Origin of the sequence: Micromonospora siamensis (assembly GCF_900090305.1) — a bacterium.
In the GTDB taxonomy this organism is placed as follows: Bacteria; Actinomycetota; Actinomycetes; order Mycobacteriales; family Micromonosporaceae; genus Micromonospora; species Micromonospora siamensis.
This window is the reverse complement of record NZ_LT607751.1, coordinates 5952421-5969548: the sequence shown is the minus strand read 5'-3', so window position 1 is coordinate 5969548 and position 17128 is coordinate 5952421. Positions and strand designations below refer to the sequence as shown.

15 protein-coding genes are annotated in these 17128 nt (G+C 72.0%); 7 read left to right on the top strand and 8 right to left on the bottom strand.

Annotation, left to right across the window (positions count from 1 at the left end; translation table 11 throughout):
• Positions 1 to 34: 34 nt before the first annotated feature.
• Positions 35 to 1636 carry a peptide ABC transporter substrate-binding protein gene (locus GA0074704_RS27290; RefSeq protein ID WP_088973123.1) on the bottom strand — a complete coding sequence of 534 codons (1602 nt, stop codon included), beginning with the start codon at positions 1634 to 1636 and terminating at the stop codon, positions 35 to 37.
• A 413-nt stretch (positions 1637 to 2049) separates the two neighbouring features.
• On the opposite strand from GA0074704_RS27290, the gene GA0074704_RS27285 reads away from it, so the two are divergent.
• Both GA0074704_RS27285 and GA0074704_RS27280 read left to right on the top strand, forming a co-directional pair.
• On the top strand, positions 2050 to 2910 hold the full coding sequence (locus GA0074704_RS27285; RefSeq protein WP_088973122.1) for a bifunctional methylenetetrahydrofolate dehydrogenase/methenyltetrahydrofolate cyclohydrolase: 861 nt from the start codon (positions 2050 to 2052) through the stop codon (positions 2908 to 2910).
• 137 nt (positions 2911 to 3047) lie between these two features.
• A complete protein-coding gene (locus GA0074704_RS27280; RefSeq protein ID WP_088973121.1) occupies positions 3048 to 3998 on the top strand; it encodes a malate dehydrogenase in 951 nt (316 codons plus the stop codon).
• Positions 3999 to 4237: 239 nt separating this feature from the next.
• On the opposite strand, the gene GA0074704_RS27275 is transcribed toward GA0074704_RS27280, so the two are convergent.
• Positions 4238 to 4531, bottom strand: a complete 294-nt coding sequence (locus GA0074704_RS27275) for a hypothetical protein (protein ID WP_197697576.1) — start codon at positions 4529 to 4531, stop codon at positions 4238 to 4240.
• Between the two features lie 136 nt (positions 4532 to 4667).
• Here GA0074704_RS27275 and GA0074704_RS27270 point away from each other — a divergent pair, with 136 nt between their 5' ends.
• Positions 4668 to 5885 (top strand): NADP-dependent isocitrate dehydrogenase, encoded by a 1218-nt coding sequence (locus GA0074704_RS27270; RefSeq protein ID WP_088973120.1) that lies wholly within the window; start codon positions 4668 to 4670, stop codon positions 5883 to 5885.
• A 395-nt stretch (positions 5886 to 6280) separates the two neighbouring features.
• Here GA0074704_RS27270 and GA0074704_RS27265 read toward each other — a convergent pair whose 3' ends face one another.
• The 5 genes from GA0074704_RS27265 to GA0074704_RS27245 form a co-directional block, all read right to left on the bottom strand.
• Positions 6281 to 6595, bottom strand: coding sequence for a YrhK family protein (locus GA0074704_RS27265; RefSeq protein ID WP_088973119.1), 315 nt, complete (start codon positions 6593 to 6595; stop codon positions 6281 to 6283).
• 50 nt (positions 6596 to 6645) lie between these two features.
• The gene (gene galT / locus GA0074704_RS27260; RefSeq protein WP_088973118.1) at positions 6646 to 7722 is read right to left on the bottom strand and encodes a galactose-1-phosphate uridylyltransferase; all 1077 of its coding nucleotides are present in this window, start codon (positions 7720 to 7722) and stop codon (positions 6646 to 6648) included.
• Positions 7719 to 8507 carry a DeoR/GlpR family DNA-binding transcription regulator gene (locus GA0074704_RS27255; RefSeq protein ID WP_088973117.1) on the bottom strand — a complete coding sequence of 263 codons (789 nt, stop codon included), beginning with the start codon at positions 8505 to 8507 and terminating at the stop codon, positions 7719 to 7721. Before GA0074704_RS27255 ends, galT begins: the two co-directional genes overlap by 4 nt.
• Before the next feature lie 114 nt (positions 8508 to 8621).
• The gene (gene cysC / locus GA0074704_RS27250) at positions 8622 to 10151 is read right to left on the bottom strand and encodes an adenylyl-sulfate kinase (RefSeq protein ID WP_088973116.1); all 1530 of its coding nucleotides are present in this window, start codon (positions 10149 to 10151) and stop codon (positions 8622 to 8624) included.
• A gap of 113 nt (positions 10152 to 10264) precedes the next feature.
• The gene (locus GA0074704_RS27245; protein WP_088974023.1) at positions 10265 to 10828 is read right to left on the bottom strand and encodes a DM13 domain-containing protein; all 564 of its coding nucleotides are present in this window, start codon (positions 10826 to 10828) and stop codon (positions 10265 to 10267) included.
• Between the two features lie 153 nt (positions 10829 to 10981).
• Between GA0074704_RS27245 and GA0074704_RS27240 the strand changes: the two genes are divergently transcribed.
• The 4 genes from GA0074704_RS27240 to GA0074704_RS27225 are packed head-to-tail and all read left to right on the top strand — an operon-like array spanning position 10982 to position 14436.
• Complete coding sequence (locus tag GA0074704_RS27240) at positions 10982 to 11896, top strand: ABC transporter ATP-binding protein (RefSeq protein WP_088973115.1); 915 nt, start codon at positions 10982 to 10984, stop codon at positions 11894 to 11896.
• Complete coding sequence (locus GA0074704_RS27235) at positions 11889 to 12770, top strand: ABC transporter permease (protein ID WP_088973114.1); 882 nt, start codon at positions 11889 to 11891, stop codon at positions 12768 to 12770. The genes GA0074704_RS27240 and GA0074704_RS27235 overlap by 8 nt, the downstream gene beginning before the upstream one ends.
• Entirely contained in the window at positions 12767 to 13720 is a 954-nt protein-coding gene (locus GA0074704_RS27230) for an ABC transporter ATP-binding protein (RefSeq protein ID WP_088973113.1), read from the top strand. Before GA0074704_RS27235 ends, GA0074704_RS27230 begins: the two co-directional genes overlap by 4 nt.
• Positions 13721 to 13725: 5 nt before the next feature.
• Entirely contained in the window at positions 13726 to 14436 is a 711-nt protein-coding gene (locus tag GA0074704_RS27225) for an ABC transporter permease (RefSeq protein ID WP_088973112.1), read from the top strand.
• Positions 14437 to 14518: 82 nt separating this feature from the next.
• On the opposite strand, the gene valS is transcribed toward GA0074704_RS27225, so the two are convergent.
• The gene (gene valS, locus GA0074704_RS27220) at positions 14519 to 17083 is read right to left on the bottom strand and encodes a valine--tRNA ligase (RefSeq protein ID WP_088973111.1); all 2565 of its coding nucleotides are present in this window, start codon (positions 17081 to 17083) and stop codon (positions 14519 to 14521) included.
• Positions 17084 to 17128: the final 45 nt, after the last annotated feature.

The following is a 17128-nucleotide window of genomic DNA, read 5'->3' as shown; positions in this document are numbered from 1 at the left end:
TGGTGCCGTACGGCGGTGTTACCTCACGACGGTGTTACTTCACGGCCTCGATCTTCAGCAGGTTGATCCGGTCGAAGAGGTCCATCTCGACGTTCTTGACCTTGGTCGAGTGGCCGAAGTTGTTCTGGCCGTACCGCAGCGGGATCACCGGCAGGTCCTTGGCCAGCAGGTCCTCGGCCGCCTGGTACTTCTTGATCGCCTCTTCCTCGGTCGGCGCCTGGGCGCCCTGGGTGAGCAGCTTGTCGAACTGCGGGTTGCTGTAGCCGTAGTAGTTCGACGACCCGTTGGTGCTGTACAGCGGGCCCAGGTAGTTCTCCATGGACGGGTAGTCCATGACCCAGCCCATCCGGAACAGGCCCACCGGCTGCTTCTGCTTGAGCTTGGTCAGCAGGTCGGCGAACTTCGGCTCGGCGGTGCCGACGCAGTCCACGCCCAGGTTGGCCTTGAGCTGGTTGCAGGTCGCGTCGATCCAGTCCTTGTGGCCACCGTCGCCGTTGTAGGAGAGCTCGATCTTCTTCGGGCCGCCCGCGGCCTCGTACATCGCCTTGGCCTTGGCCGGGTCGAAGGTGCCGGCGTCGCCGATGGTGTTCTCCCGGTAGCCGGCGACGACCGGGGAGACGAACGAGCGGGCCGACTTCTGCGAGCCCTTGAAGATCGACTTGCTGATCTCGTCCCGGTCGATCGCCATCGAGATCGCCTTGCGCACCTCGGGCTTGCTGAACTCCTTCTGGAAGGTCGGGAAGGAGAGCACCTGGAGCGACGAGGCGGGGCTCTGCTGGAACCGGTCACCGAGGTCGTCGGCGGCGGTCGACAGGTTCTCGGTCGGGATCGTCTTGATCACGTCGAGGTTGTCCGAGAGCACGTCCGCGTACGCGGCGGTGGGCTGCTGGTAGATCCGGAACTCGACGCCGGCCACCTTGGGCTTCTCGCCCGGGAAGGCGTCGTAGCGCTCCACGTCGACCTTGGCGTCGTGCTGCCAGGTGCCCTTCATCTTGAACGGGCCCTGCCCGATCGGGGCCTGCTCGTAGCCCTCCTTCAGCACGCCGGGGGCGGAGAAGGCCGCCTTGGGCAGCGGATAGAAGGCCGTGTAGCCGAGCATGGTCTTGAACTCGGAGTACGGCTGGGAGAGCGTCACGGTGAAGGTGAGGTCGTCGACCTTCTTCAGCCCGGACAGCGTCTTCGCCGCGGGCGACTCGCCCTGGAGGTCGTCGTACCCGGCGATCTTCTCGAAGAAGTAGCTGGAGTTCTGCCCGTTCGGGGCGTACGCGCCGTAGTTCCAGGCGTCGAGGTAGCTGTCGGCGGTGACCTTCTCGCCGTTGTGGAAGGTGTAGCCGTCCTTGAGCTTGATCGTCCAGACCTTGTTGTCCGACGACTCCACCGACTGGGCCGCGACCTCGTAGGGCTTGTTGGCCTCGTCGTAGTCGACCAGCGGGCTGAACAGGGCGCTGAGCACCTGGGAGCCGTTGGTCTCGTTGGTGTTGGTCGGCACCAGGTGCTGGGGCTCGGCGATCTCGATCCGCACGGCCCCGTTGGGGTCGCTCTGGCCACCGCCGTCGCCGCCCGAGCCGCAGGCCACCAGGCCCAGGGTCACCGCGAGCGGGAGGGCGGTCCAGGCGGCAAGCCTACGAACACGCATGGGGGTCTCCTCATCTCCTCACGCTGCGCAGTCAGGCCCGGCGCTGGGTGACGCTGCGCAACGATCCGCAACGGTAAGTCGCCGGGATGGCTTCGACAACGCGAGGGTTGCGAACGGATAACGTTCCGGGGTCGCCGGTCTTGTCGGCCGCCTCGTCGTCTGCTAGCGAATTGGCCGCCCAGGGGCAGCTCAGGGCCGATCCGGCGCCCGAGTCGCCGGAGGGTCGTCCGGTTTCGCGCCGGCAGCGTACCGCCCGACCCGGAAGCGGAAATGTCCGGCTTCGTGGTGTCGCGTCCCGGTCGAGCTGTGGCCTGTTCCACAAAACGTCACTCTCGGTGACGAAGAACACGTCACGCAAAGTGATCGAGCGTTCCGTTCGGACCGGCGGCGGCCGGACGTGAGACGATCGCTTCGTGACGGCGATCATCCTGGACGGCAAGGCGACCGCGGCCGAGATCAAGGACGAGCTGCGGACGCGGGTGAAGGCACTGGCGGAGCGCGGGATCACCCCCGGGCTCGGCACCGTCCTGGTCGGGGCCGACCCCGGCTCCCAGGCGTACGTCAACGGCAAGCACCGGGACTGCGCCGAGGTGGGCATCGCCTCGATCCGCCGGGAGCTGCCGCCCGACGCCACCCAGCAGCAGGTCGACGACGTGCTCGCCGAGCTCAACGCCGACCCGGCCTGCCACGGCTACATCGTCCAGCTGCCGCTGCCCGGGCACCTGGACACCCAGCGGGCCCTGGAGATGATCGACCCGGCCAAGGACGCCGACGGCCTGCACCCGGTCAACCTCGGCCGGCTCGTCCTCGGCTACGACGCACCGCTGCCCTGCACGCCGCGCGGCATCGTCGAGCTGCTGCGCCGGTACGAGGTGCCGCTGCGTGGCGCCCGGGTCGCCGTGGTCGGCCGGGGCAACACCGTCGGCCGGCCGCTCGGCCTGCTGCTCACCCGGCGCAGCGAGAACGCCACGGTGACCCTCTGCCACACCGGCACCCTCGACCTCGCCGCGCACACCCGCGCCGCGGAGATCGTCATCGTGGCCGCCGGCGTGCCCGGTCTGCTCACCGCCGACATGGTCACCCCCGGGGCGACCGTGGTGGACGTCGGCATCACCCGGGTGATCGGCGCCGACGGCAAGGGCCGCTACACCGGCGACGTCGACCCGGAGGTCAACGAGGTCGCCGGCCGGGTGGTCCCGATGCCGGGCGGCGTCGGCCCGATGACCCGCGCCATGCTGCTGACCAACGTGGTGGAGCGCGCCGAGCGCGGCTGACGGTCGGGGCGCCGGTTCGAACCGCCCACCGGTGACGTTCGCCCCATCCAGCCGATGGGCGCCGCCCCTGCCCGGTTAGGTGCCACGATGACTGATACGGTCCGGAAAACCGACTGGTATCAGGGAGTGGGACGACCATGGGTAAGAAGGTCACTGTCGTCGGGGCCGGCTTCTACGGCTCCACCACCGCACAGCGCCTGGCCGAGTACGACGTCTTCGACACCGTCGTGATCACCGACATCGTGGAGGGCAAGCCGGCCGGCCTGGCCCTGGACCTCAACCAGTCCCGTGCCGTCGAGGGCTTCGAGACCAAGGTCGTCGGCGTCACCACCGGCCCGAACGGTGAGGGCTACGAGGCCATCGAGGGCTCCGACGTCGTCGTCATCACCGCCGGCCTGCCCCGCAAGCCGGGCATGAGCCGGATGGACCTGCTGGAGACCAACGCCAAGATCGTGCGTCAGGTCGCCGAGAACGTCGCCAAGTACGCCCCCAACGCCGTCGTCATCGTCGTGTCGAACCCGCTCGACGAGATGACCGCGCTGGCCCAGCTCGCCACCCAGTTCCCCAAGAACCGGGTGCTCGGCCAGGCCGGCATGCTCGACACCGCCCGGTTCACCAACTTCGTCGCCGAGGCGCTGAACGTGCCGGTGAAGTCGGTCCGGACGCTGACCCTCGGCTCGCACGGCGACACCATGGTGCCGGTGCCGTCGAAGAGCACCGTCAACGGCAAGCCGCTGCGCGAGGCCATGCCGGCCGAGCAGATCGAGGAGCTGGTCGTCAAGACCCGCAACGGTGGCGCCGAGGTCGTCGCGCTGCTCAAGACCGGCTCGGCGTACTACGCCCCGTCCGCCGCCGCCGCCCGGATGGCGAAGGCCGTCGCGGAGGACTCCGGCGACACCATGCCGGTCTGCGCCTGGGTCGACGGCGAGTACGGCATCTCCGGCGTCTACCTGGGCGTCGAGGCCCAGATCGGCGCCGAGGGCGTCAAGAAGGTCGTCGAGACCGACCTGGACGCCGACGAGCTGGCCGCCCTGAAGGAGGCCGCCGAGGCCGTCCGCGCCAAGCAGGCCGACGTGGCCAGCATGTGACCTGAGAACCACCGCCGGAAGGGCGGGCCGGCTCCCGCCGGCCCGCCCTTCCGGCTTTCCCGACCCCACCCACCCCGGACCTTGCCCGCGTTGATCATGAAGTTAGCGGCGAAGTCGATCTCTTCCACCGCCGCCAACTTCATGATCAACGGGGTCGAGGGTGTGGACGAGGAGGTCGCCGGTGAGGGGCAGGCGCTCGTCGCGGCCGTCCACCAGTACGCACTGGTGGCCGGGGGTGCTCAGGGCGCGTACCCCGGGGGTGAGGTCGGTGTCGCCGTCGAGCACCCGGAGCTGGCCGGCGGGCCCACGTCGACCAGGGTGGCCGGCCCGTCCCCGGTACGCGGCGCGAAGGCGCGGAACGGCAGCCACCATTCGCCGTCGGCGGTGACCGCGGCCGGGTCCCGCCGGTCCGCCTCCCGCCACTGCGCCTCGGTGGCGTCCCGGAACGCCTCCGCGCAGGGCTGGAAGAACGGGCCCTCCGCGTCGGTGAGGGCGGTGACCGTGATAGACCCGAAGGTGCGGCTCAGTGGCATCGGCCGATGATGCCAGTGATCTCCCGCGCCGACCGCCCGGTTTTTCCCACCCACCGAGGCCGGCTGGGGGGTGCCGGCCCGTTTGCAGTACGCTCGTACTGCTTGAGCACGTGTCCCCCGAGAGGAGCGCCGGTCGATGGCGAAGATCAAGGTAAACAACCCGGTCGTTGAGATCGACGGCGACGAGATGACCCGGATCATCTGGAAGCAGATCCGCGAGCAGCTGATCCTGCCGTACCTCGACGTCGACCTGCACTACTACGACCTGTCGATCGAGAACCGCGACGCGACCGACGACCAGGTCACCGTCGACGCCGCCAACGCCATCAAGGAGCACGGCGTCGGCGTCAAGTGCGCGACCATCACCCCCGACGAGGCCCGGGTCGAGGAGTTCGGCCTGAAGAAGATGTGGCGGTCGCCGAACGGCACCATCCGCAACATCCTCGGCGGCGTCGTGTTCCGCGAGCCGATCATCATGTCCAACGTGCCCCGCCTGGTGCCCGGCTGGACCAAGCCGATCGTCATCGGCCGGCACGCCCACGGCGACCAGTACAAGGCCACCGACTTCGTGGTCCCCGGCCCGGGCAAGGTGACCATCACCTACACCCCGACCGACGGTGGCGCCCCGATGGAGATGGAGGTCGCCAACTTCCCCGGCGGCGGCATCGCCATGGGCATGTACAACTACGACGAGTCGATCCGGGACTTCGCCCGCGCCTCGTTCCGGTACGGCCTGGACCGCAAGTACCCGGTCTACCTGTCGACCAAGAACACCATCCTCAAGGCGTACGACGGCCGGTTCAAGGACCTGTTCGCCGAGGTCTTCGAGAGCGAGTTCAAGGCCGAGTTCGACGCCGCCGGCATCACCTACGAGCACCGGCTGATCGACGACATGGTCGCCGCCGCGCTCAAGTGGGAGGGCGGCTACGTCTGGGCCTGCAAGAACTACGACGGTGACGTGCAGTCCGACACCGTCGCGCAGGGCTTCGGCTCGCTGGGCCTGATGACCTCCGTGCTGCTCTCCCCGGACGGCCGTACCGTCGAGGCGGAGGCCGCCCACGGCACCGTCACCCGGCACTACCGGCAGTACCAGAAGGGCGAGAAGACCTCGACCAACCCGATCGCGTCGATCTACGCCTGGACCCGGGGCCTGGCCCACCGGGGCAAGCTGGACGGCACCCCGGCGGTCACCGAGTTCGCCAACACCCTGGAGAAGGTCATCGTCGACACCGTCGAGGGCGGGCAGATGACCAAGGACCTCGCGCTGCTCATCTCGCGGGACGCCCCGTGGCTGACCACCGACGAGTTCATGAACGCGCTCGACGAGAACCTGGCGCGCCGGATCAACGCCTGATCCTCGCCCGCGTCACCGACCGAGCCCGCCGGCCCCGCTGCCGGCGGGCTCCGTCGTGCCCGGGGGGCAGAAGCTCGACGAGCATGATTCCTCTCGGGCATGGATATGACTCAGAGGTATCACGCTCGATCCGCGGTCGACTTCGGCCGCCGCTGCTCTGCCGCCCCGCCGCATCCGCGCGGCGGACGGCCGTTCGTCACTCCACCGCGGCGCCGTCGTTGTACGGGGTGGACGTGGTGCCAGTCGCGTCCTGGAAGGTTGACCCGTCGCCTCGCGACGCGAGTGCCGACCAGCCGGCCTTCCCGGCTGTCCTGCACAGCCAGCCGTCCCTTCCCTGCGGGGGGCCCTGTCCCGGGCCCCCCGCGCCCTGTCCGTTCCGGTTCGGCGCTCGTCGGCTACGGCGGCGTCAGCTCGTGGTTCCGCGCTCGCGGGCCCGTCCGCTCGCTGTTCGGCAGGGCGGCGTCGTGTCGCCGGATGGCTCGCCGCCCGATGGCCTTCACCACCTCGCCGAGCGCGCCGAGAAGCATGGCGAAGCTGCCGGCCAGGAAGAGATATCCCGCCGGATGCGAGAGGCCCAGCACAAACAGCGTGCTGCCGGTGAGGAAGAGAAGGTTGCCGAGCAGGCCGATGGCCAAGTGGGCCAGCGGGTATCGGCGAATGAACAGCATGAGCTTCCGGTGCTGCCGGAGCGTCGGGTTCTGCGCAGACATCCTCGAAACCGCTACCCGGCCCGGGCGCAGCGAAACGCCGCGCCCATTCCTCACACGGCACGCAGGAGTTCGGCGGCCCGCTCCGGGGCGATGTCGTTGATGAAGACGCCCATCCCCGACTCCGACCCGGCCAGGTACTTCAGCTTGTCCTTGGCCCGCCGGATGCTGAACAGCTGAAGGTGCAGGTGGCCCAGTTCGCGGTCGACGCGTACCGGGGCCTGGTGCCAGGCGGCGATGTAGGGCATCGGCATCTCGAACAGGCCGTCGAAGCGGCGCAGCACGTCCAGGTAGAGCGGCCCGAAGGCGGCCCGCTCGGCGTCGTCCAGGGCCGGGATGTCCGGCACCGGCCGGTGCGGGGCCACGTGCACCTCGAACGGCCAGCGGGCGGCCGCCGGGACGTACGCCGTCCAGTGCTCGTTGGCGGCGACCACCCGGTCGCCGGCGGCCCGCTCGGCGGCGAGCACGTCGGCGTAGAGGTTGCGACCGTCGGTGCGCTCGGCGTGCCGGCGGGCGGCGGCGAGCAGCGACCGGGTGCGCGGCGTGACGAAGGGGTACGCGTAGATCTGCCCGTGCGGGTGGTGCAGGGTCACCCCGATCTCCACGCCCCGGTTCTCGAACGGGAAGACCTGCTCGACGCCGGGCAGCGCGGACAGCGCGGTGGTCCGGTCGGCGAGCGCCTCCATCACCAGGCGGACCCGTTCCGGGGAGAGGCTGGCGAAGGAGGTGTTGTGGTCGTCGGTGAAGCAGACCACCTCGCACCGCCCGCGACCGGGGCGTACCGGTGTGAACGGGGTGATCTCGGCCGGCTCCTCGGCCACCCGCTGGCTGAGCGAGGGGAAGCGGTTCTCGAAGACCGCCACGTCGTAGTCGGGGGCCGGGATCTCGCTGTGCCGGTCGCCGCGGGACGGGCAGAGCGGGCACTGGTCGGCCGGGGGGAGGAAGGTGCGGGTCTGCCGGTGCACGGCGACCGCCACCCACTCGTCGGTCAGCGGGTCGTACCGCAGCTGGGAGGCGGGCGGCGGCGGAGGCAGCTCGCGGCGGTCCGGCTGGTCGCGGACCGCGTCGTCCCGCTCGTCGAAGTAGATCAGGTCGCGGCCGTCGGCCAGTTCGATCTGCGTACGCTTCACTGCGCCCCCTCGGTGCCCGGCACGATCACCAGCTCGCCCACGTGTTCGTCGAGTACCCGGCGGGCCTCGGGTGCCAACCGGTCGTCGGTGACCAGTACGTCCGCCGCGGCCAGCTCGACGATGGAGGAGATGCCGACGGTGCCCCACTTGGTGTGGTCGGCGATCACCACCAGCCGGTCGGCGGCGGCGACCAGCGCCCGGTCGGTCTCCGCCTCCATCAGGTTCGGGGTGGTGTAGCCGGCCCGTTCGGTGATCCCGTGCACGCCGAGGAAGAGCAGGTCCAGGTGCAGGGACCGGACCGCGGCCACGGCGAGCGGCCCGACCAGGGCGTTCGACGGCGTACGCACACCGCCGGTGAGCACCACGGTCTGGTCCGGCCCGCCGGCGGTGTGGAAGACCTCGGCCACCGGTAGCGAGTTGGTCACCACGGTCAGCCCGGGCACGTCGACCAGCCGGCGGGCCAGCTCGGCGGTGGTGGTGCCGGCGGAGAGGGCGATCGCGGCGCCGGGGCGGACCAGCTCGGCGGCCCGGGTGGCGATGGCGGCCTTCTCGGCCAGCTGCCGGACGGACTTCGCGGCGAAACCCGGCTCGTCGGTGGAGCCGGGGCCGGCGGCTGTGGCGCCGCCGTGCACCTTGGCGAGCAGCCCGCGCTCGTGCAGGGTCTCCAGGTCGCGCCGGATGGTCATGTCGGAGACGCCGAACTCGGTGGCCAGGTCGGTCACCCGGACGCCGCCGGTGCTCCGGACCCGGTCCAGGATGGCCGCCTGCCGCTGCCGCGCGAGCATCCTCCGCACCTCCGGCTTCCCGCGCCCACTCCCACGCGGTCGAACGTGTTCCAACAAGAACGAACACTAGCGCGCAGCCGGGCGCGACGGAAGGTCGACCTGCGAAGGCGGCCGTCAGGTGGACTGGAGGCGCGGCTCCACCCAGCCGTGCTCGGTCAGGTGCTCCATCACCGTGCGGACCGCCCCGTCGACGGTCAGGTCGGTGGTGTCCACCACGACGTCCGCGTCGACCGGCGTCTCGTACGGGTCGTCGATGCCGGTCATCCCGGTGAGCAGGCCGGCGCGGGCGCGCGCGTACAGGCCCTTGCGGTCGCGCTGCTCGCACACCTCCAGCGGGGTCGCCACGTGCACCAGCAGGAACCCCGCCCCGGTGGTCAGCGCCATCTCCCGGGCGGTCGCCCGGGCCTGCGCGTACGGGGCGATCGGGCAGCAGATGCCGACCCCGCGGTGCTTCGCGATCTCGGCGGCCACCCAGCCGATCCGCCGCACGTTGGCGTCCCGGTCGGCCTTGCTGAAGCCCAGCCCGGCGGAGAGCTCCCGGCGCACCACGTCCCCGTCGAGCAGGGTGATCGTCCGGTCGCCCTGCTCCCGCAGCACGTCGGCCAGCCCGCGGGCGATGGTCGACTTGCCGGAGCCGGAGAGCCCGGTCAGGAAGATCACCAGGCCCCGGTGTCGCCGGGCCGGCCGCGCCCGGGCCAGCTCCTTGGCCACCGCCGGCGGCGTGTGCCACTCGGGCAGCGGGAAGCCCCGGTCCAGCAGGTCGTCGATCTCGGCCTGGCTGAGCGCCAGCCGCCGGTTGCGCGGCGGGATGTCCTCCCGCCACCGCCACTGGCCGTCCCGGTTGTCGTAGGCCAGCTCCCGGGGCACCAGCACCCGCAGCCCGGCGCCGGAGAGCATCTCGCCGGTGGTGAGCAGATGGGTCACCCCGTACGCGGCGGAGACCCGGGCGCGCAGCAGCGCGTCGCTGATCTCGTCGACCCGGCGGGACAGCGGCACCGCCACGATGGTGGCCGGGGGCATCCGGTCCCGGGCGGCGAAGACGCTGCGGACCAGCGCCTCCGAGGGCAGCGCGCCAGCCACCCCGTCACCCACCGGGATCATCACCAGCAGGTGCGCGCCGAGAGTCCGGGCGGCGTGTGCGATCTGGGCGAGCTGCGGCCGGTGCAGCGGCCGGTCGGCGATCACCCCGAGGACCCGGCCGGGCGGCAGCAGCGCCCGCACCTCGTCGGCGTTGCGGCGCAGCCGCTGGAACGGCCCGTGCCCGCCGTCGCCGATCCGGCGTACGCCGCCGCCGACCCCGACCAGCCCGTCCCGGGCCGGCCAGAGGTCGGTCACCTCCAGCCCGGCCACCGGCGCGCCCTCGCCGTCGGTGAGCAGCAGCCCCCGCCGCTGCGGGTCGTGCGGGTCCAGCCCCTCGGCGAGCGCCGCGGGCACGTGCAGGGTCACCGGCACCGGCCACGGGGTGCCGTCGGCCAGCCGGCCCCGGCGGGCCAGCGAGGTCAGGTCGGCGCGGGTCATGAAGCCGGTGAGCGGCGCGTACGCCCCGGACAGCAGCAGCTCCAGATCGGCCAGCTCCGCCGGCCGCGGCGTGTACGCCTGCGCGCCCCGAAGCACGTCGTCGGGCAGCACCCATCCGTTGCTCATCGAACCCCCCCACTCCCTGGCCGGCACACAGTTTCGCAGCCGGCCGCCGATCGGTCGAGACCGCCACTCCACCCGGGGTTCACCGGCGGGTGGACGACCGATCGGCCGGCAGGTCAACTCACGGACGTCAGCGGTGCGGCGCCGAACGAGACGGCGAACCGCTTGCACCAGATCGAGACGCTGGTCAGCCGGGCGAGGTCGGTGCCGGCCGGGATGTCGTACGCCTGGTCGCCGCGGTTGCCCTTGAGCCGGCCCAGCTCGACCCAGCGACCGTCGTCGAAGACGTCCCAGCCTGACCGGCCGGCCCGCACCGGCTGGTCGCTCAGCCAGACCCGCAGGTCGGGGCCGTTGAGGGTGGCCAGGCCGACCAGTTCCAGCCGGTGGCTGCCGTCGGCGGCCCGGACCACCCGGGCGGTGCCCGAGGTGTCGTGCTCCTGGGTGACGAACTCACCCCGGCTGACCAGCGCCGGCCCGGCGGTCCGTACCGAGGTGGCCGGCGCCGCGCTGGCGGTGGCGGCCGGCGACGCGGTCTCCGCCACCTCGGACAGCTGCTCGCTGACCCGGGTGTCGGTCACCGCCTTCCAGGGCTGGAACCACCACAGCCCGACCGTCGCCCCGGCGGCGAACACGACGACGGCGGTCCAGAGCACAGCGGTGCGCGGCAGGCGGGTGAGCATGCCGGTCATTCTGGCCGGCAACCGGAGCCGGTGGCCGGCCCGCCGGTCTTACGGAACCCTTACCGGCCCGGTCGACCGCCCTGAGACATCTCAGGGCCCGCCCCGGGCGATTCCTGATACCCGCGCTGGCGTCCGGTCCATACGCTGACCGTCGTGACGCTGATAGCGACCGAGTCGCTGACCAAGACGTACGCGGGCCGGGTCACCGCCCTGAACGACCTGACGGTCGCCGTCGAACCCGGCATCGTCGGTCTGGTCGGCGCGAACGGCGCCGGCAAGTCCACCCTGATCAAGATCCTGCTCGGCCTGCTCGCCCCGACCAGCGGCCGGGTGGGCGTGCTGGGCCTGGACCCGACCACCGATCCGGCGGCGGTACGCGCCCGGGTCGGCTACATGCCGGAGCACGACGCCCTCCCGCCCGATCTCTCCGCCGCCGAGCTGGTCACCCACCTCGGCCGGATCAGCGGCCTGCCCCGCATGGTGGCCCGCGAGCGGGCCTCCGAGGCGCTGCGGCACGTCGGTCTGCACGAGGAGCGGCACCGGGCGGTCGGCGGCTACTCCACCGGCATGAAGCAGCGGGTCAAGCTGGCCCAGGCGCTGGTGCACGACCCGGACCTGCTGCTGCTCGACGAGCCCACCAACGGCCTCGACCCGGCCGGTCGGGACGCCATGCTCGCGCTGATCCACCGGATCGGCACCGAGTTCGGCATCTCGGTGGTGGTCTGCTCGCACCTGCTCGGCGAGGTGGAACGGATCTGCGACACGCTGGTTGCCATCGACGGTGGCCGGCTGCTGCGCGCCGACCGGATCGCCGCGATGACCACCAGCACCGATCTGCTCGCCGTCGAGGTCAGTGAGGGTACGGACGAGCTCGCCGGTCGGCTGGCCGCGCTCGACCTGCCGGTGACCCGGGACGGCCGGACGCTGCTCGTCCCGCTCGCCGACGAGGGCACCTACGACCTGATCCTCGGCGCGGTGGCCGAGCTGGACCTGCCGCTGCACCGGCTGGACCAGCGCCGGCACCGGGTGGCCGAACTCTTCGCCGCGAGGGAGCCCAGCCATGTCTGAGCCGACCGGAGTCATCCACGACATCGGCTACCAGCGCTACACCGGCCCCCGACTGGGGCGCGGGCACGTGTTCGGCGCGCTCTACCTGCACGGCGTACGCACCGCGTTCGGGCTGGGGCGCAGCGCCAAGGCGAAGATCTTCCCCTGGCTGATCGTCGCCGTGCTCACCGTCGTGGCCGCCGGAGCGACCGCGGTACGCGCCCAGTTCGGCCAGGTCGTCATGACGTACGCCCAGTTCGCCGACGCGATGGCCTGGCTGGTCATCTTCTTCGTCGCGGTGGCCGCGCCGGAGCTGGTCTCCCGCGACCTGCGCAGCGGGGTGCTGCCGCTGTACTTCTCCCGGCCGCTGCCCCGCGGCGACTACGCGCTGGCCAAGCTGACGGCCCTGGTCACCGCGCTCTGGCTGCTGCTGGGCGGCCCGCAGCTGCTGATGTTCCTCGGCGCGGCGTTCAGCACCGGCAACGGCATGCGCGGGGTCTGGGACGAGCTGCTGGACCTGCTGCCCGGGCTGCTCTACGCCGGCCTGTGGGCGGTGGTCTTCGCCTCGATCGGGCTGCTGGTCGCCTCGCTGACCGGCAAGCGGGCGTTCGCCGCCGGTGGCATCGTGGCGGTCTTCCTGATGACCACCCCGATCGTCGGCGTGCTGTCGGTCCTGCCCTCCCGGACGGTCAACGAGCTGGCCTTCCTCGCCTCACCGTCCACGCTCGTCAACGGCGTCGGGGTGTGGGCCCTGCGGGACTGGCTCGCGCCGGAGGCGGGCGACGGTATGCAGATCGGCCGGTGGGGCCCGCTCTACGCGGTCGCCGCCGCGCTGCTCGTCGCCGGCTGCGTCACCCTGCTGCTGCTGCGTTACCGGAAGGTGGCTGCCCGATGACCACGATCAGCGCGGAGCCGGCGGCTCCGAGCACCCCCGCCGCCACCGTCGACCTGGCCGGCGTCTCCCGCTGGTACGGCAACGTGGTGGCGGTCAACGACGTCACCATGCGGCTCGGCTCCGGGGTGACCGGCCTGCTCGGCCCGAACGGCGCCGGCAAGACCACGCTGCTGCACATGATGGCCGGCTTCCTCGCCCCGTCCCGGGGCACGGTCACCCTCGGCGGCGAGCCGACCTGGCGCAACCCTGCCGTCTACCGGCGACTCGGCCTGGTCAGCGAGCGGGAGGCGGTGCACGGCTTCCTCACCGCGTACGAGTTCGTGCTGGCCAGCGCGAAGCTGCACCGGCTGGCCGACCCGGCTGCGGCCGCCCGGCGGGCGATCGCCCTGGTGGAGATGGCCGACGCGCAGGACCGGCGGATCGGCACGTACTCCAAGGGGATGCGGCAGCGCACCCGGGTCGCCGCGGCACTGGTGCACGACCCGCAGGTGCTGCTGCTCGACGAGCCGTTCAACGGGATGGACCCGCGCCAGCGGCTGCACATGATGGGTCTGCTGCACTCCCTCGGCGACGCCGGCCGGACGATCCTGTTCAGCTCGCACATCCTGGAGGAGGTCGAGCAGGTCTCCGGCACCGTGCAGGTGATGGTGGCCGGGCGGCTCGCCGCCTCCGGCGACTTCCGGACCATCCGCCGGCTGATGACCAACCGGCCGCACGTGTTCGCCGTGCACTCCACCGACGATCGGGCGCTGGCCGTGGCGCTGATGGCCGAACCCTCGGTCACCGGCGTGGAGCTGGGCCGTACCGGCCTGACCGTCAAGGCCGGGGACTACGGCGCCTTCACCCGGAGGCTGCCGAAGATCGCGCTGCGGGAGGGAATCCGGGTGCGCCAGCTGCTGCCCGAGGACGAGTCGTTGGAGAGCGTCTTCTCCTACCTGGTGGAGGCCTGAGGATCATGTCGACCGTCTCCTGGATCACCGCGCGCGGGCTCTTCGGCCGCCGCCGCTTCCTGCTGCTCCTGCCGCTGCCGCTGCTGCTGGTCGGGCTCGCCGTGCTCTGCCGGGCGCTGCGGGTGGCGCCCGCCGACTGGGGGCCGCCGGTGCTGGTCGGCCTCGGCCTGGCCGTGGTGCTGCCGGTGGTGGCGCTGGTCGTCGGCACCGGCGTGCTCGGCGCCGAGATCGACGACGGCACGGTGGTGCACATCCTGACCAAGCCGCTGCCCCGCTGGCAGATCGTGCTGCCGAAGCTGGCGGTGGCCACCGGCGTCACCGCGGCCACGGTGGGCGTCCCGCTGCTCGTCGCCGGGGTGCTCGCCGACTCGGTACGGCTCGGGCTGGGGCTGGCCGTCGCGGCGACGCTCGGCGCCCTGGCCTACTCGGCGCTGTTCCTGGCGCTCTGCCTGCTCACCCGGCGGCCGGTGCTGCTCGGCCTGGCGTACGTGCTGATCTGGGAGGGCCTGCTGGGCAACTTCATCGACGGTACGAAGGTGCTGTCGGTCCAGCAGTGGGTGATCACCCTCGCCGACCGGATCGCCCCGACCGACCTGCTGTCGGGCAGCGTCTCCGTCCCGGTCGCCGCCGTGCTGACCGCCCTGGTCAGCGTCGGCTTCACCGTCCTGGCGATCGACCGCCTCCGCTCCTTCTCCGTGGCGGGCGAGACGAGCTGACGTGGCGGGAACTTCGGGGAAAGTGCTGCCTCCTGTCGCCGGGAGGCAGCAATTTCCCCGAAGATAGGCGAATCTCGACGGGTCAGAACGCGCAGGCGATCACCAGCTCGGGGGTGCGGTCCGGGAGCAGGTCCAGCTTGGCCACCCGGCCGGCGGCGCGGACGTCGTCGGCGATCAGGGTGAGCCGGTCGAGCAGGGCGGCCGGGCCGAGCGCCTCGGCCAGCGGCACGTCCACCTTCATCGACAGTTTCCGCTCCGACTTGGCCCGGCGGATCTGCCCCAGCGCGTCCGACGCCAGGCGCAGCAGCTCCGGGTCACCGGGCGCCTGGACGGCCCGGCCGACCTCGTAGGTGGTGGGCCAGGTGGCCCGATGCACCGAGCCGTACCGCCACCACGACCAGACCTCCTCGGTGACGAACGGCAGCACCGGCGCGAAGAGCCGCAACTGCACCGACAGGGCGGTGGCCAGCGCCGCCCGGGCCGAGTCGGCGCCCGGCCCGGTGCCGTAGGCGCGTTCCTTCACCAGTTCGATGTAGTCGTCGCAGAACCGCCAGAAGAACGCCTCCGTGGCCATCAGCGCCGCGGTGTGGTCGTACCCGTCGAAGGCGGTGGTGGCCGCGGCGACCACGCCGGACAGTTCGGTGAGCATGGCGGTGTCCAGCGGTTCCGTGGCCGGGGCGCGCAGGGCGTCGGCGGCGCCCAGCCCGAGGGCGAACCGGGAGGCGTTGAGCAGCTTGGTGGCGAGCCGCCGGCCCACCTTGATCTGCGCCGGGTCGAAGGCCAGGTCGGTGCCGGGCCGGCCGTTGGCCGCCCAGTAGCGGACCGCGTCCGAGCCGTGCTGCTCCAGCAGGGCCATCGGGGTGACCACGTTCCCCTTGGACTTGGACATCTTCTTGCGGTCCGGGTCGAGGATCCAGCCGGAGAGGACCGTGTCCCGCCAGGGCAGCACGCCGTGCTCCTGGTGGGCGCGGACCACCGACGAGAAGAGCCAGGTCCGGATGATCTCCTGCCCCTGCGGGCGCAGGTCCATCGGGAAGACCCGGGCGAACAGGTCCGGGTCGGTCTCCCAGCCGCCGACGATCTGCGGGGTCAGCGACGAGGTGGCCCAGGTGTCCAGCACGTCCGGGTCGCCGACGAAACCGCCGGGCCGGCCGCGCTGCGCCTCGTCGAACCCGGGCGGCGGCTCGCTGGACGGGTCGATCGGCAGTGCCGCCTCGTCCGGTGTGAGAGGGTGGGTGAAGTCCGGCTCGCCAGCGTCGTCGAGCCGGTACCACACCGGCACCGGCACGCCGAAGAAGCGCTGCCGGCTGACCAGCCAGTCACCGGTCAGCCCGCCCACCCAGTGCTCGTAGCGGTGCCGCATGTGCTCCGGCACCCAGCGCAGCTCCCGGCCCCGGGCCAGCAGTTCCTCGCGCAGGTCGGCGTCCCGGCCGCCGTTGCGCAGATACCACTGCCGCGTCGAGACGATCTCCAGCGGCCGGTCGCCCCGCTCGTAGAACTTCACCGGATGGGTGATCGGGCGGGGCTCGCCCACCAGGTCACCGGCCTCGGTCAGCAGCTCCACCAGGGCCCGCCGGGCGGCGTTGACGGTCTGCCCGGCCAGCGCCGCGTAGGCCCCGGCCGGCACACCGGCCGGTGGCTCCGGCAGCAGCCGGCCGTCCCGGCCGATCACCACCCGGGTCTCCAGCTCCAGGTCGCGCCACCAGGTCACGTCGGTCAGGTCGCCGAACGTGCAGACCATCGCGATGCCGGTGCCCTTGGCCGGGTCCGCCAGCGGGTGCGCGCGCACCGGCACCTCGACGTCGAAGACGGGGGTACGCACAGCCGAGCCCACCAGGTCGGCGTACCGCTCGTCGTCCGGGTGGCAGACCAGCGCCACACAGGCCGGCAGCAGCTCGGGACGGGTGGTGTCGATCAGCACCTCCCGCCCGCCGGCGCCGTGGAACCGCAGCCGGTGGTACGCGCCGGGCCGCTCCCGGTCCTCCAGCTCCGCCTGCGCCACGGCGGTGGCGAAGCCGACGTCCCAGAGCGTGGGCGCCTCCGCCTGGTACGCCTCGCCCCGGGTGAGGTTCCGCAGGAACGCCCGCTGGCTGGCCGTCCGGGCCGCCCGCCCGATGGTGGTGTACGTCAGCGACCAGTCCACCGACAGTCCGAGCCGCCGCCACAGCGCCTCGAACACCTGCTCGTCCTCGGCCGTCAGCAGCTCGCACAACTCGATGAAGTTGCGCCGGGAAATGGCGGTCGGGTTCTTCCGGGCGTCCTCGCTCACCGGCTGGCCGGGCGGCGTCCAGCCCGGGTCGTACGGCAGGGCCGGATCGGGGCGCACCCCGTAGACGTTCTGCACCCGGCGTTCGGTGGGCAGGCCGTTGTCGTCCCAGCCCATCGGGTAGAAGACCGCCCGGCCGCGCATCCGCTGGAACCGGGCCACCGTGTCGGTGTGCGTGTACGAGAAGACGTGCCCCATGTGCAGCTCGCCCGATACGGTCGGCGGCGGCGTGTCGATCGCGTACACGTCCCGCCGCTCCTTGCTGCGGTCGAACGTGTACGTGCCCTCCTGCTGCCAGTGCCGCGCCCAGGTGTCCTCGATGCCGTCCAGGGTCGGACGTTCGGGGACGCCGGCGCGGGCCGTCCTCGCCGTGTCGGTCATCGCTCGATGGTAGGCAGCGGACCCGACCCGGGCCACGCAGTTCCG

Bases quoted from the DNA above. Each gene is read 5' to 3' on its own strand.
- GA0074704_RS27280 (WP_088973121.1), top strand. From the start codon at position 3,048: ATGGGTAAGAAGGTCACTGTCGTCGGGGCCGGCTTCTACGGCTCCACC.
- GA0074704_RS27255 (WP_088973117.1), bottom strand. From the start codon at position 8,507: ATGCTCGCGCGGCAGCGGCAGGCGGCCATCCTGGACCGGGTCCGGAGC.
- GA0074704_RS27265 (WP_088973119.1), bottom strand. From the start codon at position 6,595: ATGTCTGCGCAGAACCCGACGCTCCGGCAGCACCGGAAGCTCATGCTG.
- GA0074704_RS27225 (WP_088973112.1), top strand. From the start codon at position 13,726: ATGTCGACCGTCTCCTGGATCACCGCGCGCGGGCTCTTCGGCCGCCGC.
- GA0074704_RS27275 (WP_197697576.1), bottom strand. From the start codon at position 4,531: ATGCCACTGAGCCGCACCTTCGGGTCTATCACGGTCACCGCCCTCACC.
- GA0074704_RS27270 (WP_088973120.1), top strand. From the start codon at position 4,668: ATGGCGAAGATCAAGGTAAACAACCCGGTCGTTGAGATCGACGGCGAC.
- GA0074704_RS27245 (WP_088974023.1), bottom strand. From the start codon at position 10,828: ATGCTCACCCGCCTGCCGCGCACCGCTGTGCTCTGGACCGCCGTCGTC.
- GA0074704_RS27230 (WP_088973113.1), top strand. From the start codon at position 12,767: ATGACCACGATCAGCGCGGAGCCGGCGGCTCCGAGCACCCCCGCCGCC.
- GA0074704_RS27290 (WP_088973123.1), bottom strand. From the start codon at position 1,636: ATGCGTGTTCGTAGGCTTGCCGCCTGGACCGCCCTCCCGCTCGCGGTG.
- valS (WP_088973111.1), bottom strand. From the start codon at position 17,083: ATGACCGACACGGCGAGGACGGCCCGCGCCGGCGTCCCCGAACGTCCG.
- GA0074704_RS27235 (WP_088973114.1), top strand. From the start codon at position 11,889: ATGTCTGAGCCGACCGGAGTCATCCACGACATCGGCTACCAGCGCTAC.
- cysC (WP_088973116.1), bottom strand. From the start codon at position 10,151: ATGAGCAACGGATGGGTGCTGCCCGACGACGTGCTTCGGGGCGCGCAG.